Genomic DNA, 20,639 nt, shown 5'->3' with positions numbered 1-20,639 from the left:
ATCTCCAAAGAAACAAATCCAGCATTCTTTGAGGATAGATTTTTCCCTAAAAAAAACCGGCAATACCCTCCAGGAGTATTGCCGGTTTACTTATCGTTCCCTCAATGCAGCGTCAGTGTCCGCTAAACAGTTTGAGAATATTTTGCTTCTCATCCTCTTGCGATGTAGTTGGCGCAGCACCCGGCGGTGCGGCTGGCGCCGGAGGCAGCGGTACGCCGTCCGGGCCGATCTCCACCGGCGCTGCGCTGGCGCCCAAGCCTATCGAGGCGATGAAGCCGTTGCCTGGCGTGAAATTATCAAAGTAGAACTCACCGTTGATGGTGCTGATACCAGGTGGCATCGGCATCTGGGTTTCCGGTACGCCACGCAAGGCGCGGCCCATGTATTCGGTCCAGATCGGCAACGCCAGTTGTGCGCCGAATTCACGGCTGCCCAGGCTCTTCGGCTGGTCATAACCCATCCACGCCACCGCAACCAGGCTATTTTGATAACCGGCAAACCAGCCGTCAAACGCATCGTTGGTGGTACCTGTCTTACCTGCCAGGTCGGTACGGTGCAGCACATTGGTGCCGGCGCCGGTACCGCGCTGCGCCACCGATTGCAGCAAGCTGGTCATGATGAAGCTGTTACGCGGATCCAGCACCCGCGTCGCATTCTGGCCGGCGATTTGCGGCTCGACCTTGGATAGCACGGTGCCGCGGGCATCGGTCACTTGCGAGATCAGATAAGGATTGACGCGATAGCCGCCGTTCGCCAGCACCGCATAGGCACCCACCAGTTGCAACGGTGTAACCTGCCCCGCTCCCAATGCCAGAGGCAGATAAGGCGGGGTTTTGTCGACGTCGAAGCCGAAATGGCTGGTGACGAATTCCTGTGCATATTTCACGCCGATCGAATCCAGGATGCGGATCGACACCAGGTTCTTGGAGCGCTGCAAGCCGGTGCGCATCGGCATCGGGCCGTCAGGCTGGTCGTCATCCTTAGGTTCCCACATAGGCTGACCGGGACCGCCGGGAAAGGATACCGGCGCATCGTTGATGATCGTAGCCGGACCGAAACCCTTTTCCAGGGCGGAGGAATAGATGAACGGTTTGAAGGTCGAACCCGGCTGGCGCCAGGCTTGCGTCACGTGGTTGAATTTGTTCTGGTTGAAATCGAAGCCGCCCACCAGCGAGCGGATTGCTCCGCTTTGCGGCGTCATCGACACCATGGTCGCTTCGACTTGCGGCAACTGCGTGATCTGCCAACCCTTGGCTGTGTTGATAACGCGGATCACCGAACCCTTCTGGATCTTCAAATTTTTGCTGGCTTTCGGGCTCAAGCCAGCAGCCGCGAGACGCAGGCCCTCGCTGCTGATAGTGACGGTGCTGTCATTGCGCAGCATCGCCTGCACCTGTTTAGGATCGGCGCTCAGCACCACGGCTGGCAGGATATCGTCATTGTCGGGCTTGTCTTGCAAAGCATCGTCGATCGCCTGGTCGCGCTCGTCGCCGGGAGCCGGCAGATCGATAGTCGCTTCAGGACCGCGATATCCGTGACGCCGGTCGTAATCCATAACGCCCTTGCGTACCGCATCATAGGCAGCGGTCTGGTCGGCTGAATTCAACGTGGTAATCACGTTCAGGCCGCGGGTGTAGGTATCGTCCTTGTACTGCGCGTACAACATCTGGCGCACCATTTCGATGGCATATTCGGCGTGCACGCTGTAGTTGTTACCCTTGGTCTTGACCTGGATATCTTCCGCGACGGCTTGATCGTATTGCTGCTGGGTGATGAATTGCAGATCGAGCATGCGCTTGAGGATGTATTGCTGGCGTATGTGCGCACGCTTCGGATTGACCACCGGATTATAGGCAGAAGGCGCTTTCGGCAAACCGGCCAGCATCGCAGCTTGCGCCAGCGTGATGTCCTTCAGGTCCTTGCCAAAATAAGTACGCGCAGCTGCCGCAAAACCAAACGAGCGCTGCCCCAGATAAATCTGGTTCATATAGACCTCAAGGATCTGGTCCTTGGTCAGCGCTGTCTCGATTTTGTAGGCCAGCAGGATTTCATAGATCTTGCGGGAATAGGTTTTTTCGCTGGACAGGAACACATTGCGCGCCACCTGCATGGTGATGGTGCTGGCGCCTTGCGAAGCGCCGCCATGCATGATGTCGGTCAGGCCGGCGCGCAAGATACCGATGACATCGATACCGCCATGCTGGTAGAAACGCGCATCTTCGATCGCCAGCACGGCATTCTTCATGTCGGCAGGAATGTCGTCCAGTTTGACCAGGCTGCGTCGCTCTTCGCCGAATTCGCCGATCAGGACATGGTCGGAGGTGTAGATGCGTAACGGCACCTTGGGCTGATAGTCTGTGATGGCGCCCAGGTCCGGCAGTTGCGGCGTCATGACCACCAGCGCGTACGTCAGCAACAGCCCGCCGATGACCACGCCCGCCAGGAACAGGCCGCCCAAAGTAAGCAGCAGCGCATTCGCTACGCTGCCCTTGCCGTTTTGCCTGGTATTGCCGGAGCGGGAGTTGTTTGGTTCTTGCTTGGTTCTGTTTGTTGATGACATAGCAATATTCGATGGAAATAGCCCTGTATCCTACAACAAGCTGAGCCTGAAACCTCGAATCTGCAGAAAGTCGGCTAACAAATTGCAGCTAACAGACCACTGATTGCGCTCTTGCAGGCTACTTCTGGTGACGCCGGTTTCGTACAGTACCGGAGGTTAACAGGGATTCAATCATCTGACGCGTGGTGGCCGCAGCAAGTTCCGGCGACTCCATCGGAAACAGGTGGCCGCCCGGGATTTGCTTGAAATACTTTCCGACCAGGCGCTTGGTCGCATCCAGCCCGGCCTGGCGGCATTCGACCGAATCGACGCCGCCGACAAAGCCGATCGGCACCGGAAAGCCGCTTTTGAGCACGCTGCCCATGTTGTGTGGCAGGGTGCGGTAGACCGCGGTTTCGATATCGCGCCGGAAGCGCAGCACCATATTGCCCTGCTCTTCTTCCAGCCCGTAAGTGATGTAGTCGCGCAAGACTTCCGGCGCCCAGTTGGCAAACACCTGCTTGCCTGCGAAGTGCTGATAAGCCGCTTCGGCACTAGGCCAGAGGTTGCGTCGTTTGACTGAAAATTTTGCCTGCGACACCTGATTATCCAACCCCAGTGCTTTGGCGCCACGCAGCAAGGTGGCTCGCCAGCCGACCACTACCGGCGTGTCCAGCATCACCACGCAACTCACGAGATCTGGCCGCCGTTGCGCCGCCAGCAAGGCCAAGCCACCGCCCATCGAATGACCGACCAGGATCACCGGTTGCGAATAACGCGCCGCCAGCTCGTCGATCAGTTCCTGCACCAGCGCCGGCCAACCGTCGGTGACTGGATATTTGGGATTGTGGGCATGAATATCGAGCGAACGAACGTCGTAGTCGCGCCGCAGAAAGTCCAGGAACTGGCGATAAGTACCTGCGGGGAAACTGTTGCCGTGAACAAAGTGCAAAATCGGGTGAATCGGATCAGTCATAAATAAGACAACAAACCTGTTTTGATGGGGTCTTATTTAAAACCGAAAGTTGCGATGCGACAAAGGGAATATTAGAGCCGCTGCTCGGCTCAGGAGGCTCAAAAAAAACATCCCCATGTCGTCCAGCCCATGGGGATGCCCTTACAGCGCAGATCACGGCAACAGCTATCATCGCGCCGATGCCTGTCTGGCGGCCATCAGAAACGCGCGTTCATGCCCAGCCACAGGCGCCGGCCTTCGTCCACCAGCCAGTTACCCTTGATGGTGGCGCGCGGCCTGCGGTCGACATCGACCACCTTGTCGGTCACGTTCAACAGCGAGGCATTCAGCGTCAGCATCTTGTTGACGACATAGGAAGTGCCCAGATCGAAGGTGGTAGTGGCCGGACGCGTGCGCACGCCGGCGCCGCCATTGCGGTAAGCCGCCCAGAACTGTTCGCTGACATAGTTGACGCGGGCAAAGGATGAAACTGCGTCGCTAGGCTGCCAGTCAAGCTTGAGGTTGGCGGCATGCTTGGGCGTCTTGTCTAGCGGCTGTCCCTTCAGGGAACTGCCGTTAAACGCCGTTTCGCCGTCGCTTTCGCGCTTGGAATCGGTGTAGGTGTAATTGCCCGACAGCTTCCAGGCATTCGACAAAGGCACTGTCGCACCGAACTCGACGCCGCGAATATTCACCTTGGCGATATTGTTGTAGGTGTACAAAGGCAATCCGGTCAGAGGGTCATTGCGGCCAGCATAGTCGCTGACGATCTTGTCCTTGAAGTCATTGTTGAACACCGTCACGCTGCCGCTCAGGCCGTCCGGGCCATCGTAACGCAAGCCGATTTCCTGGTTGACGCTGGTTTCGGCCTTCAGGTCCGGATTGCCATACAAGACGCCAGGCATCGAAGTCGGACCGCCGCTCGACATCACGTAGCCAGCAGAACTCTGACGCAGATTGGGCGCACGAAAAGCCTTGGCGACGCCGCCGCGCAAGGTCAGCGTCGGCGACAACTGATACACAGCATAAGCACGCGGGTTGAAATGCTGGCCATACTTGTCGTCGTGGTCCAGACGCAAGCCGCCGGTCAGCGACAGCTTGCTGGTGAGGAAATACTCATCCTCGGCGAACAACGCCCACGACTTGCGCGTGATCGAACCAGGATTGACATAGTTCAGCGTTGTCTTGCCAATCCGGGTCGGACTTTCAGCAGCAGTTCCGTCCAGCTGGTTATGCGTGTACTGGCCGCCAACTTTCAGGATATTAGTGGTAAACGGCAGCGTGGCTTGCGCATCGAGAATGGTGTTGGTGATCTTCGGGCTGGCCAGCGCTGCCTCCGGACCGGCCGGACCCGCGGTCTTGCTGCTGGTCTTGCCGATTTCCTGATACAGGCTGACGCCGGTGTTGCCGAAAGCCCAGCGGCCATCGTGCGTCGCCGCCCAATGGGTGCGCGTATCTTCCGAGATGGTCTGGCTGTCGTCGGTCGCCAGCGATTTGCCCGGCGTATAAGTACGTTTCAATGCTTTATGACCAGCTTCCAGCGTGATGTCCTGGTTGCTGGCCGGCTTGATGCCTAGCTTGGCGGTCAGCGCGCGGGTATCGGTCTGGGCGGTGCCGTCGACCACCCTGTCTTCTTCGCGCGTGTTCAGGTTGCCATACAACTGCAGGCCGACGACGTCGTCCTTGATCGGTCCCGCCAGATAGAAATCGCCCTGGTATTCATTGCCAAGGTTGGAGCGTCCTTGCAGGATGGTGCTGGCATTCAGCGCCCCGCCCCATGTCTTCGGTACTTTGCGCGTGATGATGTTGATCACGCCGCCGATCGCATCCGAGCCATACAGAGACGACATAGGGCCGCGCACCACTTCGATACGTTCGATTGCCGCCAAAGGGGGAATCAGGCTGGACTGGATGCCGCCCGTGCCGCGGGAGCTGGTTTCCCGCGTACCCTGGCGTTTGCCGTCGACCAGAATCAGGGTGTATTCGCCGGGCATGCCGCGAATCGAAATATCTTTGGAATTATTGTCGCCACCGACAATGCTCACGCCTTCCAGATGGCTGACGGCATCCTGCAGGTTGGCGAACGGTTGCTTCTCCAGCTGCTCGCGCGTAATCACGCTAATCGAGGCTGGCGCCTCCTTGATCTGCTGCTCATAACCGCTGGCGGTGACCACGACCTCTTTCAAGGTGGTTTCGGCGCAGGCCGTACCGGCGCTCAGCACAACCCCACCGCACAGCGCCGGGAGCGCCAATGCACATTGCATGGTGCTTCTTTTTAACTTCACATTCATGTCGTACAACCCCCTCGTAGTTTTCATTAGCAATTTTTATTGATAATGATTTGCATTAGCATTTAGTTTTTAGTATTCTGACATGAAGAAAAACGCATTACCTTTGCCGTAAGCACAAAGACCTTTGTGCAAACGGCATTTGTTACGGAATTTTGCAAACAACCTATGGACAAGCCACAGTGACCGCGCCTTCGGATACGCACCAGCAGTTGCTGACCCGTGAGCAACTCAGCGCCCGCAACCGCCAGTCGGCGGTTAATCATCAAATCCTCAATCCAGTGCTGGAGCCCGGCTCTGCCGTACTCAAGGGCAGCTTCGAAGTGACCCGCCTGCGCGCCGGCCTGGTGCTGCATCGCGCCGATGTCGAAGACCTGCATGCGATGACGATCCAGGCCACCCTCAGCCCGGGCATGACTCTGGCGCTGGTGATGGACGGCCGCGCCGATATTTCCTATGGCAAGCAACGCTTCCTGCTGGGTCCGCGGTGCGATGCCGGCGGCAATCTGCTGCGCGAAGGCGTGCTGACCTCTTTTGCGGAAACCGATTCCTTCAGCCGCCGTTCACAGCGTGGCGGCAGCGAGCGCACCGTCAGCATCGGCATGACGCCGGAATGGCTGGAAGACGGCCTGGCGGAATTCGCCAGCCACGCCTCCGTGATGGCCTTCAACCGCCGACATTTGGCATCCCTGACCTGGCGGCCTTCGGCCAGAGCGATTGCGCTAGCCGAACAGATGTTCCGGCCGCCCCGCCATGTCGGCAGCCTGCATCACCTGTATTTGGAAAGCCGGGTGCTGGAGTTCTTGATCGAAGCCTTGAACGCCTCGTCGCTGGCGCTCAAACCACAGCAGCACAAGGGCCTGCGGCTAAAGGAATATCAGCGCATCGATCGCCTGCGCGCCCTGCTTGACAGCGGCGAGGCCGATCAGATGTCACTGGAGCAGATCGCAGGCCAGGCCGGCATCAACGCCAACACCATGCAGCGTCAATTTCGCGCCATATGCGGCAGCACTGTCTTCGAATACCTGCGCGACCGCCGTCTGCAGCAGGCGCAACAGGCGCTGGAACAGGATGGCGCCAGCGTCAGCGAAGCTGCAGCGATTGCCGGTTACAGCAACCCGGCCAATTTCGCTACCGCCTTCAAGCGCAAATACAGCATTACGCCGAAACTGGCGCGCGCACGCTTGTCCTGATCCGCCACTCAGGCGCCAAGAGTAGCGCCGCCATCCACGCACAGTTCATGCATGGTGATATGACGGGCGCGCTCCGAGGCCAGGAAGATCACGGCATCGGCAATATCGGCGGCATCGGCGATACGGCGCAATGGAATCCCCAACCGGAACTGTTCCAGCGCACCGTTGATGACTGCCTGCTTGTGTTCTTCGCTGGTCCACAACTGGCGCTGCATGGCGGTATCGGTAGATCCCGGCGACACCACGTTGCAGCGGATGCCATGCACCGCCAGCTCCAGTCCGAGGCAACGGGTAAAATGCGCGGAAGCCGCCTTCGATGCAGCGTAGGCAGCCATGTGCTGGCGCGGGACTGCCGAGGCATTCGACGCCACAGTCACGATCACGCCACGTCCACGCGGCGCCATACGGTTGGCGACAGCACGGCACATACGGAAAACGCCGCCGACGTTGACATTGAAAGTCTGCTCCCAGTCGGCATCGCTGCAATCGAGCGCAGACCCGAGGCGCAAGATGCCGGCAGCGTTGACCAGAACGTCTATATGGCCTAGCTCTTGTTCTACCCGTTCTACTGCGGCATTCACTGCTGTGCTGTCGGTGACGTTGACGCCGATGCCCAGCACTTGCGCACCGTTGCTGGCTAACGCGTCTACCTGTTGCGCCAATGCTTGCTGCTGCACATCAAACAACGCCAGCTTGGCGCCCTGCTGCGCCATGGCTTGCGCGACAGCTGCGCCTATGCCCTGCGCTGCACCGGTAATCAACACTACTTTGCCTTGAAATTCCATATTATTTTCCTTGAATGATTAATCAGGTTTACGCAACAAGCGCGCTGTCGGCATTTGCGCGAGCCGCAATGACAGCACCATGCGCCGCCACTGGCACCACCACCGGCGCCCCATCGCCCGGCGCCGCCAGCACGTCGGCTTCGACTTCATACAGTTGCCGCACCAGCTCCGGCGTGACGATATCCCGCGCTGCGCCGCTCGCCAGGACACGGCCATTGCGCATCGCTACCAGGGTGTCGGCATAGCGCGCCGCCGCCATCAGGTCGTGCAGAACCATGACCACGCCACGTCCTGCCGCAGCCAGCAAGCGAATGCGGTTAAGGACATCGACCTGGTGCCCCAGGTCCAACATGCTGGTCGGTTCGTCCAGCAACAGCAGCGGCGTTTCTTGCGCCAGCACCATCGCCAACCAGCAGCGCTGGCGCTGGCCGCCGGACAATTGCTCCAACGGACGTTCCGCCAGCGACATCACGTCGGTCGCCTGCATGGCGTGGCGCACCGCTCGTTCATCGTCGGCCGACCATTGCTGCAACAAGCCTTGGTGAGGATGACGCCCATAGCGCACCAGGCCGCCGACGCTGATCCCTTCGGGCGCTTGCGGCGCCTGCGGCAACAAGGCCAGACGGCGCGCAGCCAGCTGTGGACGCAACTGCCACAGATCGTCGTCGCCGATTCGAACCACGCCCTGGCTCGGCTTGTGCAGACGCGCCATGCAGCGCAGCAGGGTCGACTTGCCGCAGCCGTTGGGGCCTACGATCACCGTGACTTTTCCCGGATCGATGCGCAAGTTGATGCCATGCAGTACCGGCATTTTTTGATGGCAGGCGTACAGGTCTTGCACCATCAGTGTCTGTTCATTGCGCATTACATTTCCTTCTTACGTTCACTCAGCAACAGCCACAGCAGGAAAGGCCCGCCCAGCAGATTGCAAATCACGCCGACCGGCAGTTCAGCCTTAGCCAGCAGCACCCGTCCCAGCGTGTCGGCGCCGACGACCAGCACCGCGCCCACCAGCGCAGCGCTGAACAAGGCGATGCGGCCGCCGCCAACCAGCCGCTCAGCGACAAACGGCGCCGCCAGAGCGACAAACGCTATTGGTCCGCAGACGCCGACCGCCAGCCCGGCCAGCAGCACCGCGCTCAGCAGCGCCTGCCATTGCGTGGCCCGTACAGGCAGGCCGAGGCCTCTGGCAATCTCCAGATCGAAGCGCAGCAGCGCCAGACGCCGTGTGCATAACAGCGTCAACGGCAACAAAATCAGCAATCCGACCGCCAACGGCGCTGCGGCAGCATAAGAGCGGCCATTCAGGCTGCCGATGCTCCAGGCGTACAGCGAACTGGCGTGCATCAGTTCCTGGCGCGACAGGGCCAGCTCGGTTACCGCGCGCAACAGACTGGACAAGGCCAGCCCGACGATCAGCAAGCGCTGCCCGCGCCGCCCGAGGTTGCCGGAAGCAATCAGCAGCAGGACTACCGCACCCAGCGCGCCCAAAGGTCCGACCCACCAGGGGCCGAACATACCGGCCGCGCTGCTGATCAGCGCCACGAATACGCCCAACGTGGCGCCGTCGGCTACGCCCAACAGATCTGGCGTCGCCAGGCGGTTGCGCGTCAAGGCTTGAATCAGACAACCTGCGAGCCCCAAGGCAACGCCCGCCAGCAGGCCGACCAGTATCCGCGGCAAGCGGAATTCCAGCACCAGCAATTGCAAGCCCGGCGCGCCCTGGCCGCGCAGCGTCGTCAGGACCTGCTGTGGCGAAAGCCAGCTCGAACCAGCCATCAGCGCCGCGCCGACAGCGACTATCAGCAACCCGCACAGGCAGCAACCGACCCACAAGGAACGGCGCGCATACATCAGGGAGAAACGACCACGGCGCCATAGCTGCACACCGCTTTCCAGCACCGCTGGCTGCGGGCTCTTTGTGGAAGGAAAGGAGGTACTCATAAGGCTGCTCCGTTTTGCCACGCCCTGGAGCGTGCCAGCCAGATCAACAAAGGTGCGCCTGCCAGCGCAGTCATCACGCTGATGGGCGTCTCGAACGGCTGCACCGCCAGCCGCGCGGCCAGATCGGCCGCCAGCAGCAACGCCGCGCCCAGCCAGGCTGCGATCAGCAATTGCGTCGCCAATCCCGCCTGGTACGAAGGCGGCATCAGGGAACGCGCCAGGAAACGCGACAAATAAGGCGCCAGCAAGCCAAGAAAACCGATCGGACCAGCCAGCGCCACCGCGCTTCCGGTGAGCAAGGTAACGCTCAAGGCCACGCCGAGCCGTACCGGCAAAGGCCGGTGTCCCAACGAACGGGCGATATCGTCGCCCAACAGTAATGCCGACAAGGGCCGCGCCAGCAACAGTGCAGAACACCAACCCGTCAGCACCACCGGCGCCGTCCAGCGCACCATATCAGGTGTGATACCGGCCAGCGACCCGAGCACCCAGAAACGGTACTGGTCGTAACCTGCCAGCTGCGACAGCAGGATAGCCGAGCTGATGCCGATAAAGGTGGCCCCCAGCGCAACCCCGGCCAGCACCAGCCGTAACGGCGCCGCCGCATGATGGCCAACCTGCGCCACTGCCAACACACACATATTGCCCAGCAAGGCGCCGAGCCCGGCCCACAGCAGATAGCCGGGGCCGTTCTCAACACCGGCCCAGGCAATGCCAATCACCACGCCCAATGCTGCGCCGGCATTCACGCCCAGCAAGCCAGGTTCAGCCAGCGGGTTGCGCGTCACGCTTTGCATCAGCATGCCAGCCACGCCGAGAGCGCCGCCAACCAGTACGGCCGCGACCATGCGAGGCAAACGCAGGCTCAGCAGCACCGTCTGCAACTGACCATCGCCGCGCGCAACCGCATCGCCCAGCAGAAAAGCCAGGGCCTGCCCCGGTCGTATCTGGCCAGCGCCGACCAGCATGGACGTCAGCGCCAGAAGCGGCACCGACAACAACAGTGACAGCAGCAATACCCGGCGCAGCGCCGGGCGATCTACAGATTCATGCACACAAACTCCGGGAAGTTGCTTCTATCGACATAGATATATTCAGCCTAGTGGGGCGTCATGTTTTTTTCGATATCGTTCAGGATTGCCAGCGCCGCCAACGGGCCGCCGGGGCTAGTCCACAAGGAACCGTCAACCGCCACCATGTGGCCCTTCTGCACCGCACCCAATTGGCGGAAAGCGGGGCTTTGGCGCGCAGCCGCCAAGGCGTCGTTGGCCTGGCTGGTATTCAGAGTGCCGACAAACAGCCAGTCGGCGTCGATGCGTGACAAGGCTTCCAGGCTCAACGGTGGCGAATGGGCAACACCAGCCTGCATCTGTGCCGCCGGCCGGCGCAATTTCACGTCTGCCAACACCAGGCTGGCGAAAGCGTCTTTCAACATATAGGCCGGCCCCTGCGGATTCCAACGCACCACGCTGACGGTCGCGTCAGCGTGGTCGCCGAGCTTGACGCGTACGCTGTCGGCGCGGCGCTGATAAGCGCCCAGCAGAGCTTCCGCTTCGGCGTTGCGGCCGACCACGGCGGCGATGCGGCGCAAGGCCGTTTGCCAGTTTTCACCCTGCTTGTAGCTGACCACGGTCGGCGCAATCTTGCTCAGCTGCCCTAGCAGTTCCGGATCCGGCAAGCTGCCGACCAAGATCAGGTCCGGTTGCGTACCGATCACCAGATCCAGTACCGGGCTGCCGAAGTTGCCGACGCTGGCGATGCCGCTGACAGCATTGCCCAGATAATGCGGCATGGCGCTCTGGCCACGGCCGTTGGTGGCGCCGACCGGTTTGAGTTTGAGCGCCAGCAGCGAATCGAGGTCGATTTCAGACAGCGCCAGCACGCGTTGCGCCTGCGCCGGCAACACGACTGTGCGGCCGGCTGCGTCAACCACGCTGCGTTCGGCGCCAAAGGCGGAAAATGACAGGCACGCCAGGGCGAGCAATACAATGCGAATAGTGCGCAAATTCATTGGGTGGTTTCCTTCATGTTGATAGCAGCCGGCTCAGAGCCGGCACCGTTTTCTTCGGCCAGTTCAAACGCATCCATGATGCGGTGCCGTTCGGTGTGATAAGCCTCTTCGGTATGTTCGTCCTTCCAGTAAGGCACCGCGTACATGACGCGGCGCGGCACCGCGCGTTCTTTCAGCAGGTACTCGCGCAGGGCCACCACTTGCGTGCTTTCGCCCGCTAGCGTCACCGATACGGAAGAAGATGGCCAAACCAGTTCACGCACGTGGTCCAGCAGCAGCGTGCTGCTGCCCGCCGGCGCACCCTGGCGCGACAGCCAGTGCACAGCGACGCCGGGAGGATGACGCAACGCCTGGATTTCGCTGCGGTCTGGCACTTCGATCAAGGCAGTGCCGTGGGCATGCTCAGGCAAGGCGCCCAGTACCGCGGCTACAGCGGCAAACGCGCTAGGATCGCCCAGCACCAGAAAATAGCCGGCGTCAGGCACAAAGCGTGGTGGCCCACCCGGTCCGGCCACGCCAACTGCCGTGCCGGTGACTGCATGCAAGGCCCAGCTGGAAGCCGGGCCGTTATCGCCATGTAAAACGAAATCGATATCCAGCTCGCCCGCCTCAGCGTCGTAGCGGCCAACCGTGTAGGTGCGCGCAATCGGCCGTACATCGTCCGGCGGCCATACCGGACCGTCCGGCCCAAGGGTTGGCAAGACCGGTTCGATCTGGCCGGGACGCGGCAGCAGCAACTTGATGTGCGCGCCGTTGCTGTCCGGCGGAAAGCCTGCCAGCGCCGCGCCGGCCAGAGTAATGCGGCGCATGTGCGGCGTCAGTTGCAGAGTGCGGCGCACGCGCAGCATGCGCGGCGGAGTACGCGGCGTGGCCGCAGAAACAGGAGTTTTACTCATGATCATTTTTCCTCATGGTTTGAAGGCTCAGACGCCTGGCCAGCTCGCGGCCGATATGCGCCAGCGGTGCCGGCTTGCTCATGCCGATATGGGTGCTGTCGATCTCGACCCGCTCCATGCGGCCTTCCACATATGGCTGCCAGCCGCGCCAGTCAGGTGCTTCCGGGGTGCGCCGCGAGGCATGGAAGAACAGCAAATCGCCTCGGTAGGATTCATGCCGCAGGTCACGGTATTGCAACATGCCATGCAAGGCCGTCTGCAACAGCCGCGCCATGCGCGCATCGTCGGCGTTCGCCAAGGTACTGTCCGGTTGCCGGAAGCGCGCCAGCATGGCCTCTTCGGACAGGGCATCGCCATTGGCGTCCAGCGGCGAAGCGCCGATCACATCCAGCAAGGTCAGCAAGGCATCGCGCTCCTGCGGCAACGGCTTGCCCTGCCAGATATCGCTGGGATAGGCATCCATCATCGCCAACATGGATACTTCCTCTCCTGCCGCCTGCAGCTTGACCGCCAGCGCATGGGCGATACCGCCGCCCGACGACCATCCCAGCAACCGGTACGGTCCCTGCGGCTGTACGCCGCGCAGCAACGCCAGGTAGCCAGCCACCTGCTCGCCGACCGACGCCGGCGCAACGCCGCTGATGCCTTGCGCCTGCAAACCGTAGATCGGCATGTCCGGCAGCTGCATGGTGAGGCCTAGGTAGCACCACGACAAGCCTTCCGCCGGATGTACGCAAAACAGGGCCGGGCCGACGCCGCGCTGGATGACCAGCAAAGGCGCAAACTCAGAGCCGGCTGCGGCCGGCGGCGGCGGATGGCCGGCCAGCGTACTGAGGGAATGCGCCAGCGCCGTCACCGTGCGATGGCGAAATAATGCCGACACGGCGATTTCCCGCTGCAGGACGATGCCGAGCCGGTTAGCTGCCTGGATCACCTGCAGGGACTTGCCGCCGAGTGCGAAGAAATCATCCGACAACCGCACCGTGTTCACGCCCAGCACCTCACGCCAGACTGCCATCACGGTTTGCTCCAGCTTGCTGGCGGCAACGTCAGGCTGCTCAACCTCGATCTCTGCAGGCAAGGCAGACAACGCCTTGCGATCGATCTTGCCGTTGGCGTTGCGCGGCAGCTGCGGCAAAGCCAGGTAACAGCTTGGCACCGCTACCGCCGCCAGACGTTCAGCCAGGAAAGCCTGCAATACTGCCGGCGCCGGCAAGGCCGGTTCGATCGCCAGGCAAGCCACCAGCCGCTTACCGCCATCTGCCAGCGCTTGCGCCACGACCGCCGCTTCGCGTACACCGGGGTATTGCAGCAAGGCAGCTTCGATTTCCAGCGGATCAATGCGGTGGCCGCTCAGCTTGAACTCATCATCCAGCCTACCCAGATAGCGCAGCTGTCCGTCATGGCCCAGCAACACGCGGTCGCCGGTACGGTAGGCACGGCAGCGGCCGCCCTGTTGCCCATCAGTTTCCAATTGCACGAAGCGCTGCGCAGTCAGCTGCTCACGGCCAAGATAGCCGCGCGCCAGTCCACCGCCCAGCAAACACAGTTCACCCGTTGCGCCGTACGCTACAGGACGCAAGGCAGCATCGACCACCGCAATCGCCACGCCCGGCAAGGGCTGGCCGATAGGCACCATGTCGCCTTCAAAATCAAGCGCTTCTGGACCAGCCAGTTGCGCAGTAGTGCAGATCACAGTGGCTTCGGTGGGGCCGTAGGTATTGAGCAACACGACATGCGGCGGCGCCGAATTGCGCCAACGCGTCACCCGCTCCGCCAGCGCCGCCTCGCCGCCGATGATCAGCAGCCGCACGCTATCTGGCAAGGCCGCCTCATGCTGGCTGATGCAAAAACTGAGTTCATGCCAGAACGCCGTCGGCAAGTCCAGCACACTGACCTGCAGTCGCGCACAAGCCTGCAAGAAGCGCGGCAGCGATTCCAGCATCTCGTCGTTGCGCAGGATCAGGCTGGCGCCGTTACACAGGCTCAGGAAAATTTCTTCGACGCTGGCGTCGAAATGCAACGGTGAAAACTGCAACACCCTGTCCCGCGCCGAGAGCTGATAACGTACCGTAGCTCCGGCCACAAAATGCGCCAGGGCGTCGCGCCCGATCATGACGCCGTTCGGCCGGCCGGTGGAACCGGAGGTGTAGATCACATACGCCAGCGCATCCGCGGCGACGGTGACAGGCTCGCTCAGGGGTGCAATGTGCGACTCGTCGCCATCGTCCAGGCACAGCAGCGGCAAACCGGCGTCGACCTTGCCGGCATGGCGACGCTGCGTCAGCACCAGCAACGGTCGGGCATCTTCCAGCACTGCGGCGATGCGCAGCGCCGGGCCGTCGGGATCGAGCGGCACATAGCCGGCGCCGGCCCACAGGATGGCTAGTAAAGCCACTACCGTATCCGGTGCACGCGGCAACAGCAACACCACACGGCTGTCCGGCTGCACGCCGCGTTCATGTAAACGGGCGGCCAGTTGCTGCACGCGCGCCAGCAGTTCCGCATAAGTCAGCGTCACATCGTCCTGCGCCAGGGCGAGCTGATCCGGCGTATTGGCGGCATGCCGGCGCAAGGCGTCCAGTACCGCTCCCGGCGGCTGGCCCAATACGGGGCCGGACAGCAGCGCCGGTTCGGCGGTATCCAGTGCAGCCAGCGGCAGCGTAGCATTTCGCGCCGGGTCTGCCAGCAGATCCAGCATCGCCAGCAGGCTGGCATGCAGCTCAGCCAGCGTGGCGCTGTCGTAAGCATCGGGATTGGCTTCGACATCCAGCCGAACGCCATCGGCGCCGGGCGCCACCACGATAGAGAGATCTTCCACCGGGCCGGCCGAGATGGGATGGGAATGCGCGCTCAGGCCGCCGAATGCCAGCGGCCGGTCGAACGGCATCAGGTTGATCACCGCGCCAAACAGGCGGCGGCTGCGCTCATTGAGGCCGAGATCTTGTTTCAGTTGTTCATAGCGATAACGCTGGTGCGGCCGCAAAGCGCGCATTTCAACAGCGACCTGCTGCGCCAGTTGGCCCAGTCCTACGTTGCGATCGATCCGCAGATGCAAAGGCACGATATTCATCACCATGCACGGCACGCTCAACGACACGGAATCAAGCCGTCCCATCACCGGCAAACCCAAGGTAATTTCGTTCGCGGCGGTCCGCTGCTGCAACCAGGCGGCGATGGCGGCAATCAGCCAGGCGCTCCAGTCGACCCCGGCAGCACTGGCGGCGGCCTGCCATGCGGCCAAGCTAGTGGCCGGCAGAGTACAACGCAAACGGCGCACGCTATGCGCTACCGGCTTGGCCGGCGCCAGCAGCACCGGCGCCGGGACATCCTTGAGGCGCTCGCACCAGAAATCGCGATCACGTACATAAGCAGAGGAAGCCTGGTAATCCCTGTCCTCCACCACCACCGGCGCCAGTGCACTGGAGCGCACCGGCGGCGGCACCTTGCCTGCGATGTTGGCCGAATACAGGTCGGCTACGCGCTGTGCCAGCAAGGCATAGCCGAAGCCGTCGAGCGCCACGTGATGAACACGCAGATACCACAGCGTGCGCGCGGCGCCCAGTCGCAGCAACGCGCTAGCAAACAAGGGGCCACGCTCCAGGTCTGCGATCTGCAACAGGTCGGCCTGCATCCAGCGTTGCGCCGCTTCAAACGGCGCGTCGGCAGCGCTGAAATCCAATTGCTCCAGCTGCCAGTCGCGCTCGATGGCCGGCGTTTGCCGGACCTGCGTACCGTCGCTGGCGTAGCGCTGATGCAAGGCATCGCACTCAGCCACCGCCTGCTGCAACGCCGCGACGAAGGTCGCCTGTTCCAGCGCACCATGTATTTCTACCGCTTCGGCGGTCCAATAAGCGGGACTCTCGGGGGCCAGTTGCTGGCCCAGCCAGATGCCGTACTGTGCCGCCGACAGCGGCAGCGGCGCCGCTTCATCCAGCGGCTCCTTGCGAGCGATATCCATCCTAGTTGCTCCGCGGCTGCGCCAGCAGGCCCCACCAGTCGGCCAGCGTCGGCTTTTCAGCCAGGTCGACGAAAGTGAGGCTGGACCCGCCACGACGCCAGCGCTCGACCAAACTCATCAGGCGGATCGAATCCAGGCCTGCGTGCAGCAGATGATCGTCAGAGTGCAGATCGGAGGCCGGCATCTGCAGCAACTGCGCAACCTCTGCCTGCAACGCGGCCAGGCTGACCGGCAAGATACTGGCGGGAGTCGGTTGCAACGCTGCAATCACATCCTGCGCACTGCTGACCACACCGCAGCGTTGCGATACATAATCCAGCGCCATGGCGTGCTGTTCGGCGGAGAAGTCGGCCAGCGCATCGCCCACCAGGAATGGCTGGATGTCGTTCATGAACGCGTCTGCACTAGTCATCAGGCAGCCGATATGGGCATACACGCCGCACACAATCAGCTGATCACGACCCTGCGCCTGCATGCGCTGCAGCAGGTCGCTGCGCACGAAGGCGCTATAGCGCCACTTGACCAGCACGGTATCCTGTTCGCGCGGCGCCAGCGGCGCCACCACCGGCGCCCGATACGGCTGCGCAGTCAAGCCGGGGCCCCACCAGTCTTGCAGCAGGCCGCGCTGTTGCGGCGCTTGCTGTGCAGGCTGCGCGGTGTACACCACCGGCACGCCGACGGCGTCGCAGGCGGCGCGCAAGCGACCGATATGTTCCAGCAAGGCCGGGATAGGCTCTGCCTGGTTATCGTAAAAATCGAGGAAATATTCTTGCATGTCGTGGATCAGCAGCACGGCGCGCGCCGCATCCGGTTTCCAGTCGACGCGGTTGGTGGGCATGGCGCCAGCAGTTGGCATTGGATAGGAAGCGATTCTTGGAATACTCATGATGATGTCTGGATCTGTTCAATGGTTAAGATTGGGAGCCGGCCTTGGCCAGCTGTTCTGCAATGCGTTCGCGCAAGACGCGCTTGTTGACCTTGCCTACGCCGGTCTTGGGAAAGCGGTCGACGAATTCAATGTGGTCTGGAATCTTGTAGTGCGCGATGCCGCGCTCGCGCAGGAAGCCGGTCAGTTCCATGGCGCGTGGCGTCTCGCCGCGCGCGATCACGAAGGCGCAGCTGCGCTCACCGAGGTAGGCGTCCGGCATCGCCACCAGGGCGACGTCGTGCACAGCGGGATGCGCCAGCAAATGGTTTTCGACTTCATCCGCGGCCACCTTGTCGCCGCCGCGGTTGATCTGGTCCTTGGCGCGGCCTTCCACCACCAGGTGACCGGACGGCAACTGCGACACCAGGTCGCCGGTACGATAGAAACCGTCGACGGTGAAGGCGCGCGCATTGTGCTCATCCGCCTTGTAATAACCACGGATGGTGTAGGGGCCACGCGTCAGCAAGTGTCCGATCGCGCCAGGTACGACATCACGGTCTTCGTCGTCCACTACGCGCACTTCGTCGGCAACGGAAATCGGCCGCCCCTGAGTCGAGGCGAGCAGCTCTTCGCTGTCATCGCGGCGGGTGTAGTTGACCAGCCCTTCGGCCATGCCGAACACCTGCTGCAATGCACAGCCCAATACCGGCTGCACGCGCCGCGCCACTTCTGCAGTGAATTTTGCACCACCTACCTGCAACAACTTCAGGCTGCTCAAATCGTGACGCCGATCGCCGTTTCCTACCGCGTCCAGCCACACCATCGCCAGCGGCGGCACCAGTGAAGTCAGCGTGACTCGCTCGGCTTCGATCAATGGAAAAGCGTCATCCGGGCTGGCGCGCCGCGCCATCACCACGCAACCGCCGGCATACAGGACGCCGAGCGTGCCGGGAGAGCTGAGCGTGAAGTTATGCGCCACCGGCAATGCGCACAGATAGACAGTGTCCGGCGTCAGGGCGCAGATGTCGGCGCTGGCGCGGATGCTGTACAGGTAATCGTCGGGCGTACGTGGAATCAGCTTGGGCAGGCCGGTGCTGCCGCCGGACAACTGTAGAAAGGCGACATCGTCGGCGCGTGGCTCGGGAAATGTAGCGGGATCGTCATACAGGCTGTCAAGCGCGCAAAACTCCTCCGCCTCTCCCACGACGATCACGTGTCGCAGGCCAGCCTGCTCGGCCTGGACTTGCCGCGCCAGCTGGCGATAATCGAAGCCGCCGTCAATATCGGCGATGATGTATGCAGTAGCTTCGCTGTGCGCGCAAAAATAGCTGATCTCGGTGCGCCGATGGGCCGGCAAGGCAAGCACCGGCACCGCCCCCAGCCGGAACAAGGCAAAGCATACGGCGAAAAATTCGGCGATGTTTGGCAATTGCACCACCACCCTGTCGCGCGGGCGGATGCCGAGCCGGTTGAAACCCGCCGCCAGCTGGTCGCTGCGACGATCCAGCTCAGGATAACTCCAGCGCTGCGCGCCGCATACCAGCGCCAGGCGCGCCGGAAATAGCTGCGCGCGCCGGCGCAGCATGGCGCCGAAGGTCTCTCCGGTCCAGTAGCCGGCGGTGCGGTAAGCCGCCGCGGCCTGCTCCGGCCAGGGTGTAAATCCCGGCAAATAGCCGGACTGGTCGGCTTTGCTCATGACGCCGCCTTGACCTGCTCGTCTTCCAGCATCAGTTCCAGATTCATCGCCGCTAGCATGGTGCGCAGCTTGGCCGAGGTTTCCAGGAGTTCCAGCTGCGGCTCTGAGCCGGCAACGATGCCGGCTCCGGCATACAGGGTCGCGCTGCCGGAGCCGACCTCGGCGCAGCGCAGGGTCACCGCCCATTCGCCATCGCCCTGGCTATCGCACCATCCCACCAGGCCGGCGAAATAACGGCGGTCGAACCCCTCCGTATCTGCGATGAACTTGGCTGCCGGCGCCGCCGGATGGCCACAAACCGCCGGCGTTGGGTGCAAGGCTAGCGCCACTTCCAGCGAGGTGGTGGCGAGGTCGGCCAGCTCGCCGCGCACCTCCGTACCCAGGTGCCACATGGTGGGCGTCGCCAGCAAACTTGGCGTCGCCGGTACTTTCAGGTTCTTGCAATACGGCCGCATGGCGGCCGCCACTGCGTCAACCACCAGCGCATGTTCATGCAAATCCTTGACCGATTGCAGCAAGCCATCGGCACGGCGGCGATCCTCGACCGGATCGGCGCTGCGCGGAATTGAACCGGCCAGAGGATGAGACACCAGTTCGCGGCCATAACGCGCCAGCAGCAGTTCGGGACTGGCGCCGATCATGGTGCGATGCGCGCCGTCTTTTTCAGCTTCGGCCAAATCGACAGCGAAGGTATAGCCGCGCAGGTTGCGCGCCGCCAACCGTTGTAGCAAAGCTGGAATGTCGATCTGGGCATCCAGCGTCAACGAGCGCGACAGTACGGTTTTTGCAAAGCGAGTATCGCGTATGGCAGCCAGCGCACTACGCACATTGTCGCGATAACCTTCTGGCGTCGGCTGCATCAATGGCGGCGTCGACAACTGGGCGCCAGTGGTTTGGCCCGCCGGATTCAGGGCCGCCACCGCACTGTCGACGCCAGCGCCGCTGGCTAGCTGCTGCGGCATGTACAGATAGGGCGAGGCTGAACTGCCGTCCAGACGGAATGGCAGCACCCCCATCAGCACGGCAGGCGGCAAGCCTTCGCGCCCGGCTTCCTTGAGCCAGGCTGCCGCATTGGCAGCGATCTGGCCAGGTTCGCATGGCGGCATGACCACCTTGACGCCGTGCGCCAACAGGGAACGCCGAGGCGATGCAAAAAATGTCGCCCCTGCCTGGTAGTGCTGAAGCAGATCCGCGGCGCTAGCCTGCTTTAAAAAACCATGATGAAGTCTGTCGTTCATGATGACGATCCTCGCAATTAACGGTGATGGCATGGCATTCCGCTAGCCGGATGAATGATTGCCCTGTTCGCCAGCAAGGCGAATGCCGCGTCCGCACGGGACTGTCCGGATTGCCTGCTGCGCGATGAAATCCGCGCTGTTTACCCGCCCCGCCCAATGCAGATCGGGCAGACGGGGGCCTTGCGCAAACGAGCCCTGTGTAACCAAATGTAATTCGGATTGTAAATGCAAATGATAATGATTTGCAATTGATTTATTAACCAAA

The 20,639-nt window shown here is 62.1% G+C and carries 14 protein-coding genes; 1 reads left to right on the top strand and 13 read right to left on the bottom strand.

Annotated elements, in window-relative coordinates:
- Positions 1-112 precede the first annotated feature (112 nt).
- The 3 genes from LT85_RS09050 to LT85_RS09040 form a co-directional block, all read right to left on the bottom strand.
- Positions 113-2,560, bottom strand: a complete 2,448-nt coding sequence (locus LT85_RS09050; protein ID WP_038487674.1) for a penicillin-binding protein 1A — start codon at positions 2,558-2,560, stop codon at positions 113-115.
- Positions 2,561-2,678: 118 nt separating this feature from the next.
- Entirely contained in the window at positions 2,679-3,515 is an 837-nt protein-coding gene (locus tag LT85_RS09045) for an alpha/beta fold hydrolase (RefSeq protein WP_038487671.1), read from the bottom strand.
- Positions 3,516-3,712: 197 nt separating this feature from the next.
- Positions 3,713-5,785, bottom strand: a complete 2,073-nt coding sequence (locus LT85_RS09040; protein ID WP_172656963.1) for a TonB-dependent receptor domain-containing protein — start codon at positions 5,783-5,785, stop codon at positions 3,713-3,715.
- A 179-nt stretch (positions 5,786-5,964) separates the two neighbouring features.
- On the opposite strand from LT85_RS09040, the gene LT85_RS09035 reads away from it, so the two are divergent.
- A complete protein-coding gene (locus LT85_RS09035; protein WP_038495609.1) occupies positions 5,965-6,975 on the top strand; it encodes a helix-turn-helix domain-containing protein in 1,011 nt (336 codons plus the stop codon).
- An 8-nt stretch (positions 6,976-6,983) separates the two neighbouring features.
- On the opposite strand, the gene LT85_RS09030 is transcribed toward LT85_RS09035, so the two are convergent.
- Genes LT85_RS09030 through LT85_RS08985 form a run of 10 tightly spaced genes read right to left on the bottom strand, consistent with a single transcriptional unit; the run spans position 6,984 to position 20,374 of the window.
- Positions 6,984-7,760, bottom strand: a complete 777-nt coding sequence (locus LT85_RS09030) for a 2,3-dihydro-2,3-dihydroxybenzoate dehydrogenase (RefSeq protein WP_038487668.1) — start codon at positions 7,758-7,760, stop codon at positions 6,984-6,986.
- Positions 7,761-7,788: 28 nt separating this feature from the next.
- Positions 7,789-8,625 carry an ABC transporter ATP-binding protein gene (locus LT85_RS09025; protein ID WP_038487664.1) on the bottom strand — a complete coding sequence of 279 codons (837 nt, stop codon included), beginning with the start codon at positions 8,623-8,625 and terminating at the stop codon, positions 7,789-7,791.
- Complete coding sequence (locus LT85_RS09020) at positions 8,625-9,704, bottom strand: FecCD family ABC transporter permease (RefSeq protein WP_081992185.1); 1,080 nt, start codon at positions 9,702-9,704, stop codon at positions 8,625-8,627. Before LT85_RS09020 ends, LT85_RS09025 begins: the two co-directional genes overlap by 1 nt.
- Complete coding sequence (locus LT85_RS09015; RefSeq protein ID WP_216595053.1) at positions 9,701-10,759, bottom strand: FecCD family ABC transporter permease; 1,059 nt, start codon at positions 10,757-10,759, stop codon at positions 9,701-9,703. The genes LT85_RS09020 and LT85_RS09015 overlap by 4 nt, the downstream gene beginning before the upstream one ends.
- Positions 10,760-10,803: 44 nt before the next feature.
- Entirely contained in the window at positions 10,804-11,715 is a 912-nt protein-coding gene (locus LT85_RS09010; RefSeq protein ID WP_038487660.1) for an ABC transporter substrate-binding protein, read from the bottom strand.
- A complete protein-coding gene (locus LT85_RS09005; protein ID WP_216595052.1) occupies positions 11,712-12,611 on the bottom strand; it encodes a siderophore-interacting protein in 900 nt (299 codons plus the stop codon). Before LT85_RS09005 ends, LT85_RS09010 begins: the two co-directional genes overlap by 4 nt.
- On the bottom strand, positions 12,604-16,572 hold the full coding sequence (locus LT85_RS09000; protein WP_038487657.1) for a non-ribosomal peptide synthetase: 3,969 nt from the start codon (positions 16,570-16,572) through the stop codon (positions 12,604-12,606). The genes LT85_RS09005 and LT85_RS09000 overlap by 8 nt, the downstream gene beginning before the upstream one ends.
- A 1-nt stretch (position 16,573) precedes the next feature.
- A complete protein-coding gene (locus tag LT85_RS08995; RefSeq protein ID WP_172656962.1) occupies positions 16,574-17,458 on the bottom strand; it encodes an isochorismatase family protein in 885 nt (294 codons plus the stop codon).
- A 25-nt stretch (positions 17,459-17,483) separates the two neighbouring features.
- Positions 17,484-19,136, bottom strand: a complete 1,653-nt coding sequence (locus LT85_RS08990; protein ID WP_038487651.1) for a (2,3-dihydroxybenzoyl)adenylate synthase — start codon at positions 19,134-19,136, stop codon at positions 17,484-17,486.
- Positions 19,133-20,374: an isochorismate synthase gene (locus LT85_RS08985; protein ID WP_038487648.1), complete on the bottom strand. Its 1,242-nt coding sequence runs from the start codon at positions 20,372-20,374 to the stop codon at positions 19,133-19,135. Before LT85_RS08985 ends, LT85_RS08990 begins: the two co-directional genes overlap by 4 nt.
- Between the last annotated feature and the right edge of the window lie 265 nt (positions 20,375-20,639).

The organism is Collimonas arenae, from assembly GCF_000786695.1.
GTDB lineage: Bacteria > Pseudomonadota > Gammaproteobacteria > Burkholderiales > Burkholderiaceae_D > Collimonas > Collimonas arenae_A.
The sequence above is the reverse complement of the archived record's forward strand: the minus strand, read 5'-3'. Positions and strand labels throughout refer to the sequence as shown.

What these genes read in the sequence shown, in the direction of transcription:
- LT85_RS09050 (WP_038487674.1), bottom strand. Translation starts at nt 2,560, where the DNA reads ATGTCATCAACAAACAGAACCAAGCAAGAACCAAACAACTCCCGCTCC.
- LT85_RS09045 (WP_038487671.1), bottom strand. Translation starts at nt 3,515, where the DNA reads ATGACTGATCCGATTCACCCGATTTTGCACTTTGTTCACGGCAACAGT.
- LT85_RS09040 (WP_172656963.1), bottom strand. Translation starts at nt 5,785, where the DNA reads ATGAATGTGAAGTTAAAAAGAAGCACCATGCAATGTGCATTGGCGCTC.
- LT85_RS09030 (WP_038487668.1), bottom strand. Translation starts at nt 7,760, where the DNA reads ATGGAATTTCAAGGCAAAGTAGTGTTGATTACCGGTGCAGCGCAGGGC.
- LT85_RS09025 (WP_038487664.1), bottom strand. Translation starts at nt 8,625, where the DNA reads ATGCGCAATGAACAGACACTGATGGTGCAAGACCTGTACGCCTGCCAT.
- LT85_RS09020 (WP_081992185.1), bottom strand. Translation starts at nt 9,704, where the DNA reads ATGAGTACCTCCTTTCCTTCCACAAAGAGCCCGCAGCCAGCGGTGCTG.
- LT85_RS09010 (WP_038487660.1), bottom strand. Translation starts at nt 11,715, where the DNA reads ATGAATTTGCGCACTATTCGCATTGTATTGCTCGCCCTGGCGTGCCTG.
- LT85_RS09005 (WP_216595052.1), bottom strand. Translation starts at nt 12,611, where the DNA reads ATGAGTAAAACTCCTGTTTCTGCGGCCACGCCGCGTACTCCGCCGCGC.
- LT85_RS09000 (WP_038487657.1), bottom strand. Translation starts at nt 16,572, where the DNA reads ATGGATATCGCTCGCAAGGAGCCGCTGGATGAAGCGGCGCCGCTGCCG.
- LT85_RS08995 (WP_172656962.1), bottom strand. Translation starts at nt 17,458, where the DNA reads ATGAGTATTCCAAGAATCGCTTCCTATCCAATGCCAACTGCTGGCGCC.
- LT85_RS08990 (WP_038487651.1), bottom strand. Translation starts at nt 19,136, where the DNA reads ATGAGCAAAGCCGACCAGTCCGGCTATTTGCCGGGATTTACACCCTGG.
- LT85_RS08985 (WP_038487648.1), bottom strand. Translation starts at nt 20,374, where the DNA reads ATGAACGACAGACTTCATCATGGTTTTTTAAAGCAGGCTAGCGCCGCG.